The following is a 9,944-nucleotide window of genomic DNA, read 5'->3' on the forward strand; positions in this document are numbered from 1 at the left end:
TCCTGTTCTCCGGCGTGGCGGCGCTCTCGCGCCGCATCCAGGCGCGCGAGCTCTCCCCGGTGGAGCTGGCCGAGGCGTGCCTCGCGCGCATCGACGCGCTCGGGCCCGCGCTGGGCTGCTTCGTCACCGTGACCCGCGAGCGCGCGCTCGCCGACGCGCGCGCCGCCGAGGCCGACCTCGCCGCCGGCCGCTGGCGCGGGCCGCTGCACGGCGTGCCCTACGGCCTGAAGGACCTGGTGGACACCGCCGGGATCCGGACGACGTTCGGCGCCCGCCCGTACGCGGACCGCGTGCCCGAGCACGACGCCACCGTGGCCCGGCGGCTCGCCGAGGCGGGCGGCGTGCTGCTCGGGAAGCTCTCCATGATCGAGCTCGCCGGCGGGCTCGGCTACCACACCGGCGAGGCGGCGCTGAACGGCCCCTGCCGCACGCCCTGGGACCCGACGCGCTGGGCGGGCGGCTCGTCCTCCGGGGCGGGCTCGGCGGTCGCGGCCGGGCTGGTGCCGTTCGCGATCGGCTCGGAGACCTGGGGCTCCATCACCTGCCCCGCCGCGTTCTGCGGCGTCACCGGCCTGCGCCCCACGTACGGCGTGCTCTCCCGCGCCGGCGCCATGGCGCTCTCGTACACGCTCGACAAGCTCGGCCCGATGGCGCGGAGCGCGGAGGACTGCGCGCTCGTGCTCGGCGTGCTCTCCGGCGCCGACCCGCGCGACCCGACCTCGATCCCGCCGCCGCCGGGGCTCGGCAACGGCAAGGTCCGCGGCGGGATCCCGCGCGGCCTGCGGGTGGCGGTGCTCGGCTTCCCGGAGAAGCCGCCGGTCGCGCCCGGCGCGCGCGCCGCGTACGAGGCGGCGCAGGCGGTGCTGCGCGACGCGGGCGCGATCCTCACCCCCGCGGCGCTGCCCGACCTGCCCTACGAGCCGCTCGCGTCGTTCTTCATCGAGGCCGAGGCGGCCACCGCGTTCGAGGAGCTGATCCGCTCCGGCCGCACCCGCGAGCTGGCCGACCGCTCCCACGCCACCCGCAAGCCGGACGACTACCTGCCCAAGGGCAACCCGTCCGACTACGTCCGCGCCATGCGCGTGCGCGGCGAGGTGCAGCGCGCGCTGGCCGGCTTCTTCGCGCGGTACGACCTCGTGCTCGCGCCCAACCTCCCGTACCCGCCGCCGCGCGTCACCGAGAACTTCGACGCGATGTTCGCGTTCCCGGACCTCCTCGGCGCCGCCGGCAACCTGGCCGGCCTGCCGGCGGTGGCGCTGCCCATGGGCTTCGTGGACGGGCTGCCGGTGTCGATGCAGCTCGTCGGCGCGCCGCTCGAGGAGGCGCGGGTGCTGGCCGCGGCGGCGCTGTTCCAGTCGCGGACCGATCACCACCTGGCCCGGCCGAAGCTGGCCCGCCCGTCGCCGCCGTCGGCCCGGGCCAGGGGGCGCCCCTCGAACGCGGTGACCATCCGATGACGTCCGCCCGGCAGGATGCCGTCTCCGTGCCCCACCTCTCGCGCTCCGTGTACGTGCCGATCGCCGCCGTCGGCTACGTCTTCGTCATCCTGATCCTGGCGCTCGCGCTGCCCATCCAGGCGGTGCTGCTCGCGCTCACCGTCGCGTTCGACCGCAACCGCATGGTCGCCGGCCGCTTCCTGCGCTTCGTGGGCGTCGCCATCACCAGGACGTTCCCGCCCTGGCGGCTCCGGCTCGAGGGGCGCTGGCCGGGGGACGGGCCGTACGTGGTGGTCGCGAACCACCAGTCGATGCTCGACATCCTGCTGCTCTCGCGGATGCCGCGGGAGATGAAGTGGGTCGCCAAGGAGGAGCTGTTCAAGATCCCCTGGGTCGGCTGGATGCTGCGCATGACCGGCGACATCCCGGTGCGCCGCGGCGACCCGGAGAGCGGGGGCGAGGCGCTCGGGAAGGCGAAGGACTACCTCGCGCGCGGCATGAACGTGATGATGTTCCCGGAGGGCACGCGCAGCGCGAAGGGGCGCATGCTCCCGTTCAAGTCCGGCGCGTTCCGCCTCGCGATCGAGGCGGGCGTGCCGGTGCTGCCGGTGGCGGTGTCCGGCACCGCGCACGGGATGCCGAAGGGCGGCCCGTGGGTGCGCCCCTGCCGCGGCACCGCGCGGATCCTGGCGCCGGTGAGCGTCGAGGGGATGAGGCCGGAGGACGCGCCGAAGCTCCGCGACGTGGTGCGCGCGCGGATCGAGGAGGCGCTGGCGACGCTCCCGCCCGCCTAGCCGTCGGCGTACCGCGCCGCGAGCTCGGCGACGCGCGCCCGCAGCCCCTCGCGCACGTCCGCCGGCCCCTCCACCGTCGCCTCGCCGCCCCAGCCCAGCACCGCGCCGGCGAGGTAGTTGCCCGGCGTGACCCGCTGCACCACCGACACCGAACCGTCGCCGTTCTCCCGCAGCCGCAGCGCCGGGTTCGAGCGCGCCACCCGCGCGGCGACGCCGCCGAGCCGGAGCGTCACCTCGCGCTCCGCGCCGGACTCGAAGTAGAGCTTCCCCGCGTAGCGGGCGAGCGACGCCTGGTGCGGGCCGAACACGCGCGTCCCGGTGGTCACCGAGGCGATCCGGTCGAGCCGGTACAGGTGCTCGTGCGCCTTCTCCACGTTCCAGGCCGCCAGGTACCACTGGCCGTCGCGGTGGAAGAGCGCGCGCGGCTCCACCGTGCGGCGCGCCAGCACCCCGTCGCCGACTGCGCGGTACTCCAGCGCCACCTCCAGCCGCGCGGCGATGGCCTCGCGGAGCGCGGCGGCCCACGGCCCGGTGGGCGCGAGCACCACGTCGAGGCCGCGCACCAGCTGCTCGGCCTCGGGGCGGAGCGGCTCCGGGATGGCCTTGCGCAGCTTGCGGACGGCCTCGCGCACCGGCTTGCCGGCGGTCTCCTCGAACGGCGCGAGCGCGGCGAGCAGCACCGCGCCCTCGGCGAGCGAGAGCGCCACCGGACGGCCCAGCTCGTGCGCGTACAGCAGGTGGACCTCGCCGTCCTCGACGTCCAGCGAGACCAGGTCCTCGGCGCGCTCCGGGTCCACCCACAGCGAGCGGATGCTCTCGAGGTCGGCGAGCAGCTCGGGCACGCCGCGCGCGCCGGTGAGCGCGACCGCGCGACCGAGCGGCACGCCCCGCCCCTGGCGCGCGGCGCGGACCGCCACCGGGACGAGGAGGAGCAGGCGGCGGAGCGACCTGAGGTAGGGCTCGCTCACGGCGCCCTCCCGTCCAGCGCGGCGGCGAGCGTGGCGAGCATCTCGCGCGCCATGGCCCGGCCCTCGGCCGGCTCGAGCAGCTCCGCCTCCGGCCCCCACGCCAGCGCCTGGCGCACCAGGCCGCGGAGATTCCGCACCACGAGCCGCGCGACCCGCCCGCCGTCCGCGTCCGGGCGCAGCCGCGCCGCGGGCAGGAGCTGCCCGGCCACGCGCGCCAGCGAGCCGCGGAACCGGACCGCCGCCTCGCGCGGCGGGTGCACGTCGTAGTCCCAGATCTGCTGGCGGGTCCAGCGCCGGACGTCGAAGGCGGCGGGGATCCGGTACGGGTCGCGGAGCCGCGCGTTCACCTTCAGCGCGCGCACGCGCGAGAGGCAGAAGACGCGCTCCGCGCCGCGCAGGTGGCAGTGGCCGGCGAAGATCCACTCGCCGCGCCGGCGCCCCCAGCCGTACACGTCCACGTCGCGGCGCACCACCTCGCCGGTGGCGATGCGCACGTAGTCGAGCGTCACGGTGCGACGGCGCTCCCACGCGTCCACCAGCCGGTCGAGCAGCGCGCCCGAGGCCGGCGCGCCCTCGGCGGCCAGCTCCTCCGCGGCCGCGGCGCGCGGCGGGAGCCCCTTCGCGCCGACCACGAGCTTGCGCAGCGCGCTCTCCAGCTCGTCGCGCAGCGGGTGGTCCGAGGCGCGCAGCGCCGACACGCCCGCGGTCCACACCACCGCGGCCTCGTCCGGCGCGAGCTCCAGCGGCGGCAGCGCCGAGGCGCGCGCGTCGATGAAGTAGCCGACCTGGTCCTCCGAGCCCGGCACGTCCTCGCGGTCCAGCACGAACCCGAGCCGCTCGAGGTCGCGCTTGTCGCGCGAAAACTTCTTCTCCTTCGCCTCGGCGCTCCCCGCGTAGTCGTCCGGGAACGCCTCGTAGATGCGCCGGCGCGACACCGGGCCGGGCTGGGACAGGATGAAGGTGGCGAGGCCGAGCAGCCGGGCCTGGGCGCTGGAGGGCCTGGCCGCGGGCGGCCGGGTTCGGGCGGTCGGCATGGACTCGCAGTCTAGCGCGCGCCCGGCGCCGAGGGAGGCGGTGAGGGCCGAGAGCAGGTCCGGGCGCGAGGTGCGCACGTGGCAGAGCACGCCCTCGTCCCCGGATCCGGGGACGCAGCGGGCGCCGGGCAGCAGCGCCGGCGCGAGCGGCGCGAGCGCGGCGGGCAGCCGGACGGTGACGGTGCGCGCCGCCGAGCTCCCGTCGAGCCAGGCGCTGCGCGCGAAGTCGAGCGGGTCGAAGCCCGGCGGCGGCGGGCCGGCGCGGCGCCGGGTCGCACGCGCGCCGGCGATGCCGTCGAGGGCGAGGACGCGCAGCGTGGCGGGGCGCTCCCGGGTCGCCACCCGCCACGCGCCGTCGAACGCGAGCGCGAGCACGTCCACCGGGCCGTGCGGCGCGGCGCCGGCCGGCCACCCGCGGGCGCGCGTCAGCCGGGCGGAGCGGCCGCGGACGAGCGCGCGACCGAGGGTGAAGATCAGGCGCCGCGTGGACGGGGCCGGCATGCGGACATCGTCGCCCGTGGGTGGACAGGAGGCCGGCCGGCCGAGGCGCTACGCCGGGACGTCGTCCTCCACCGGCTCCACCGCCGCGTCGAGCGCGGGCAGGTGCACCGCGGCGTCGGCGGCCGGGAGCGCCTCCACGTCGCGGAGCCGCCGCTGGATGGCGCGGCTGCGCGTGGCCACGGTGCCGAGCGTGGTGGAGGCCTCCTGGAGCTTCTTGTCCACCTTCTCGATCACCTGGCCGAACTTGCCGAACTCGGTCTTCACCGCGCCGAGCACCTGCCACACCTCGCTCGAGCGCTTCTGGATGGCGAGCGTGCGGAAGCCCATCTGCAGGCTGTTGAGCAGCGCCGCCAGCGTGGTCGGGCCGGCCACCACCACCTTCAGGTCGCGCTGCAGCGCCTCGGTGAGGCCGGGGCGGCGGACCACCTCGGCGTAGAGCCCCTCGGTGGGCAGGTACAGGAGCGCGAAGTCCGTGGTGCCGGGCGGCGCGATGTACTTGTCGTGGATGTCTCGGGCGCAGCCGCGGATGCGCACCTCGAGCGCCCGGCTCGCCTCCTCGACGCGGGCGGCGTCGCCGCGCTCCGAGGCGTCCACCAGCCGCTGGTAGTCCTCGATGGGGAACTTCGCGTCGATCGGCAGCAGCACCTCGGTGCGCGCGCCGTCGTGGCCGGGGAGCCGGATCGCGAACTCGACCCGCTCGGCCGAGCCGGGGCGGGTGGCGACGTTGCGGGCGAGCTGCTCCGGCGCGAGCAGCTGCTCCAGCAGCGCCTCGAGCTGCACCTCGCCGAACGTGCCGCGCACCTTCACGTTCGCGAGCACGCGCTTCAGGTCGCCCACCCCGTTCGCGAGCGTCTGCATCTCGCCGAGGCCCCGCTGCACCGCCTCCAGCCGCTCGCTCACCAGCCGGAACGACTCGCCCAGCCGCTTCTCCAGCGTGCCCTGCAGCTTCTCGTCCACGGTGGCGCGCATCTGCTCGAGGCGCGCGCCGTTCTCCTCCTGCAGGAGCTTCAGCCGCTGCTCGACCGTGGTCCGCAGCGCGTCGAGCCGGCGCTCCGTCGCCTCGCCCATCCTCCCGAGCGACTCGCCCAGCGACGCGCGGACCTCCTCGCGGAGCCGCTGCGTCCCCTGCGCCGCCTCGGCGCGCCCGCGCCCCAGCTCCTCGCGCAGCGTCCGCTCCAGCCGCTCCTGGGCGCGCTCGACCGCGTCGAGCCGGTCGGCGAGCAGCGCGCGCACCGCGGCGGCGACGCGCGGCGGCACCAGCGCGACCAGCGCCGCCACCGCGGCGGCGGCGGCGAGCGCCGAGACGAGGATCGGGACCAGGGCGTTCATCGGGGCTCCCCCGGGCGCGACGACGCGCCCGTACGCCCCGAGGCTAGCACCCGCGGCGGACATTCCCGGCCGACGGGAATCCGCTCGCGGTGAGCCCGTCGAACCGCGAGCGGACGCGCCGGGGCGGCGTCATCGCCGGGCGGGAATCCCTCGAGGTGGGCCCGTGGAAGCGTGAGCGGACGCGCCCACGCTGGGCGCCGCCCGGCGGAGGGCGAGCATCACCAGCGCGGACACCGCGGCCGGCACCGCGGCGGCCTGGAACACGGCCTGCGCGCCGCCGCCGCCCGCCAGCAGCGCGCCCGCCACCACCGGGCCGAGGAAGCCGCCCAGCCGGCCGACGCCGAGCCCGGCGCCGATGCCGGTGGAGCGGAGGTCGGTCGGGTAGAAGGTGGCGGCGAGCGCGTTGAGGCCGGGCTGCCCGCCCTGCACCGCCCAGCCCACCGCGAACGCGACCGCGAGGAGCGCCGCGAGCGGGAGGCCGGGGCGGCCCAGCACGAGCAGGCAGGCCGCGGCCGCGGCGAAGCAGCTCGCCAGCACCGGGACGAAGCCGAGCCGCTGGAGCACGAGCCCGAGCACCACCGTGCCCACGAGGCCGCCGAGCTGCACCGCGGTGCCGGCCCAGACCGCGGTGGCGGTCGAGAAGCCCGCCTCGCGCACCAGCGTGGGGAGCCAGCTCGCGACCGCGTAGATGACGATCATGTTCGCGAAGTTGGCGAGCCAGAGCAGGACCGTGGCGGTGGCGCGGCCGTCGCGGAGCAGCTCGAGGAGCACGAACCCGCGGCGCGGGGCCTCCCGCACCGTGTAGCGGACGCCCGGGCCCACCGGCGCGCCCGGCGCGGCGCGGCGCAGCCAGCGGGCGAGCTCCGCCGGCCGGCGCCCGGAGACCGCCAGGAGCTGCAGCGACTCCGGCAGCCAGCGGGCCATGGGCGGAAGGAGGAGCAGCGGGATGGCGCCGCCGATCCAGAACGGCGCGCGCCAGCCGTGCGCCGGGACGAGCCAGGCCGAGAGCGCGCCCGCGGCGACCGCGCCCACCATGAAGCCGTTCGTGACGATCATCATGGTCGCGACGCGGTTGCGGCGCGGGGCGTACTCGCCCACCAGCGCGGTGGCGTTGGGCATGATGGCGCCGAGGCCGAGGCCGGCCACGAAGCGGGCCGCGAGCAGCGCGGGCATCGAGCCGGCGGCGGCGGTGGCGAGCGTGAAGGCGCCGAACACCGCGGTCGCGCCGATCAGCACCGGGCGGCGGCCGATCCGGTCGGCGGCCATGCCGGCCAGGATCGAGCCCAGGAACAGCCCCAGCAGGCCGGCGCCGAACACCGGGCCGAGACGGGCGATGGGCAGGCCCCAGTCGCGCGCCAGCGCCGGCGCCGCGTAGCCCATGGCCTGCAGGTCGAACCCGTCCATCACCAGGCAGCCGCCCAGCACCGCGAACGCGCCCAGGTGGAAGCGCCCGAGGCGCCCCGCGTCCACGAGGTCGGTGACGTTCACGGTGCGTCCGGCGGGCGCGGCGGTCATCGGGCGGGGACCTCGCGGAGCAGCAGCCGGGAGAGCGCCGGCACCAGCGCCACCGCGGCGACCATGTTCCCGAGGAACATGAAGGTGAGCAGGACGCCCATGTCGGCCTGGAGGCGGAGCGGCGAGAACGCCCAGGTGACCACGCCCGCCGCGAGCGTCACCGCCACCAGCACCACCGGCCGCCCGGTGAAGCGCAGCGCGCGCCGGTGCGCCTCGCCGAGCGGCGCCCCCGCGCGCTGGTGCGCGAGCTGCACCGAGAGCAGGTAGAGCGCGAAGTCGGGGATGCCCACGCCGAGCGCGATGACCGGGAGCGTGGCGATGGTCATGCCGATGCCCAGCCACGCCATCACCGCCTGGCACAGCACCGCGGTGGTGGCGAGCGGCACCACCGTCACGACCACCGCCCGCCAGCTCCGGAACACGAGCAGGCAGAGCGCCACCACCGCCGCGAACACGCAGGCGGTCATGCGCGGCTGCGCCTCGCGGACCGCCAGGTTGGTGGCGGCCTCCACGCCCGCGTTCCCGGCCGCGAGCAGGAAGGCGCGGCCCGGCGCGGCGTGGTCGCGCGCGAACCCGTCCGCGGCCGCCACCACGCGGTCGAGCGTGTCGGCGCGGTGGTCGGAGAGGTACGCCAGCACCGGCATCACGGTGCACTCCGGGTCGAACAGGTCGGGGTTGCGCGTCCCCGCAGCCTCGGCCGCGCCGCCCAGGATGCGCGGGTCGCGCGAGAGCGTCAGCCACTTCGGGCTCCCCTCGAACGATCCCGCCGTGATCTGCCGGACCGCGTCGGCGAGCGAGGCGGTGGCCTGCACGCCCGGGACCTGCCGCAGCGCCCAGCCGAGGCGGTCGGCCTCGACGAGCGTCTCCCAGGAGGTGCAGCCCTCCGGCGGCGTCTCCACCATCACCGCGAACACGTCGCTCGACGCGCCGTAGTGGGCCGCGATGTAGGCGTCGTCCCGGTTGTAGCGGGCGTCGGCGCGCAGCTCCGGCGCGCCGGGCTGGGTCGAGCCGACCGGCACGCCGCGCCCGGCCGCGAGCCCGACGGCCACCAGCACGGCGCTCACCGCCAGGATCCCCGCCGCCCAGCGCGGCTCGGTGAAGCGGTCCACCAGCCGCCACGCGCCCCCGGGGCCCGCGCCGCCCGCCTCGCCGCGCAGGCTGCGCAGCGCGGCCGCGCCGCTCACGCCGGTGTACGAGAGCAGCACCGGCAGGAGCACGAGGTTCGTGACGATGAGCACGCCGACGCCCACGGTGGCGGTGAGGGCGAGCTGGCGGATGGCGGGGACGTCCACCAGCGCCAGCACCGAGAACCCGACCGCGTCGGTGAGGAGCGCGGTCAACCCGGCCAGGAACAGCCGGCGGAAGGTCCGGCGGGCGGCGAGCCGCCGGTCCGCGCCGCGCCCCACGTCCTGCAGCACGCCGTTCATCTTCTGCGTGCCGTGCGACACGCCCATCGCGAAGATGAGGAACGGCACCAGCACCGAGAACGGGTCGAGCGGCACGCCCAGCAGCGAGACGATGCCGAGCTGCCACACCAGCGCCACGCCCGAGCAGGCCAGCACGAGCGCGGTGCTCCGGACGCAGCGCGAGGAGAGCCACAGGATGGCGGCGGCGATGGCGGCGGCCACGCCGAACCAGGCGCCGACCGCGAGCGTGCCGTCCAGGATCGCGCCCACCCGCTTCGCGAACCCGACGATGCGCACGCGCACCGGCCCGTCGCCCGCCGGCCCCTCCAGGCGCAGCCGCAGCGCCTCCAGCTCCGCCGAGAGCGCGCGGTAGTCGAGCCCGGCGCCGGTGACCGGGTCGCGGTCGAGCAGCGGCACCTGCACCGCGCTGGACCGCTCGTCGAGCGCGACCAGCGTGCCGGCGAGCCCGGCCCGCCGGACGTTCCGCCGCAGCGCCGCGATGGCCTCGGGCGAGCCGTCGGCCGGATCCGGCATCACCGGGCCGCCCCGGAAGCCCTCCTCGGTCACCTCGGTCCACCGGACCGACGGCGTCCAGAGCGACTTCACCCAGGGGCGATCCACCCCCGGCATCAGGAACAGGGTGTCGCTCGCGTCGCGGAGCGCCTCGAGGTAGGCCGCGTCCCAGACGTCGCCGCGGGCGTTCTCCACCACCACGAGGAGGTTGTTGCCGAGGCCGCGCAGCCGGTCGGCGCGGGCGCGGGAGGCCTGCACGAACGGGTGCGAGCCGGGCGTGATCCGGTCCAGGTCGGCGCTCACCACGTGGCGGGTCGCGGCCGCGGTCCCGAGCGCGACCGTCACCAGCGCCGCGGCGACCACCAGCGCGGCGCGGTGGCCGAACACGAGCCGCTCGAGCCAGCTGCCGTCGGCGGGGTCGAACGGTTCGGGCGAGGCGTGCGGCGGC

At 77.0% G+C, this 9,944-nt stretch carries 7 protein-coding genes; 2 read left to right on the forward strand and 5 right to left on the reverse strand.

The genetic code is table 11. From position 1 onward, the window contains the following. Window positions 1-2: 2 nt before the first annotated feature. Both PSR1_RS18445 and PSR1_RS18450 read left to right on the forward strand, forming a co-directional pair. Window positions 3-1,457 (forward strand): amidase, encoded by a 1,455-nt coding sequence (locus PSR1_RS18445; RefSeq protein ID WP_059438905.1) that lies wholly within the window; start codon window positions 3-5, stop codon window positions 1,455-1,457. Window positions 1,458-1,483: 26 nt separating this feature from the next. Next, window positions 1,484-2,230 carry a 1-acyl-sn-glycerol-3-phosphate acyltransferase gene (locus tag PSR1_RS18450; protein ID WP_237758137.1) on the forward strand — a complete coding sequence of 249 codons (747 nt, stop codon included), beginning with the start codon at window positions 1,484-1,486 and terminating at the stop codon, window positions 2,228-2,230. Here PSR1_RS18450 and PSR1_RS18455 read toward each other — a convergent pair. The 5 genes from PSR1_RS18455 to PSR1_RS18475 form a co-directional block, all read right to left on the reverse strand. Continuing rightward, complete coding sequence (locus tag PSR1_RS18455) at window positions 2,227-3,198, reverse strand: WYL domain-containing protein (protein ID WP_059438907.1); 972 nt, start codon at window positions 3,196-3,198, stop codon at window positions 2,227-2,229. The two genes, PSR1_RS18450 and PSR1_RS18455, sit on opposite strands and share 4 nt — an antisense overlap. Next, window positions 3,195-4,733 (reverse strand): YafY family protein, encoded by a 1,539-nt coding sequence (locus tag PSR1_RS18460; RefSeq protein WP_059438908.1) that lies wholly within the window; start codon window positions 4,731-4,733, stop codon window positions 3,195-3,197. Before PSR1_RS18460 ends, PSR1_RS18455 begins: the two co-directional genes overlap by 4 nt. A gap of 48 nt (window positions 4,734-4,781) precedes the next feature. Further along, window positions 4,782-6,062, reverse strand: a complete 1,281-nt coding sequence (locus PSR1_RS18465) for a DNA recombination protein RmuC (protein ID WP_059438909.1) — start codon at window positions 6,060-6,062, stop codon at window positions 4,782-4,784. 129 nt (window positions 6,063-6,191) lie between these two features. Beyond that, complete coding sequence (locus PSR1_RS18470) at window positions 6,192-7,577, reverse strand: MFS transporter (protein WP_059438910.1); 1,386 nt, start codon at window positions 7,575-7,577, stop codon at window positions 6,192-6,194. Further along, window positions 7,574-9,944: RND family transporter (locus PSR1_RS18475; RefSeq protein ID WP_059438911.1), on the reverse strand; the 2,371-nt coding region annotated here is incomplete at its 5' end. The genes PSR1_RS18475 and PSR1_RS18470, both read right to left, overlap by 4 nt.

Origin of the sequence: Anaeromyxobacter sp. PSR-1, assembly GCF_000964525.1 — a bacterium.
GTDB lineage: Bacteria > Myxococcota > Myxococcia > Myxococcales > Anaeromyxobacteraceae > Anaeromyxobacter.

Bases quoted from the DNA above. Each gene is read 5' to 3' on its own strand.
- PSR1_RS18460 (WP_059438908.1), bottom strand. From the start codon at position 4,733: ATGCCGGCCCCGTCCACGCGGCGCCTGATCTTCACCCTCGGTCGCGCG.
- PSR1_RS18465 (WP_059438909.1), bottom strand. From the start codon at position 6,062: ATGAACGCCCTGGTCCCGATCCTCGTCTCGGCGCTCGCCGCCGCCGCC.
- PSR1_RS18470 (WP_059438910.1), bottom strand. From the start codon at position 7,577: ATGACCGCCGCGCCCGCCGGACGCACCGTGAACGTCACCGACCTCGTG.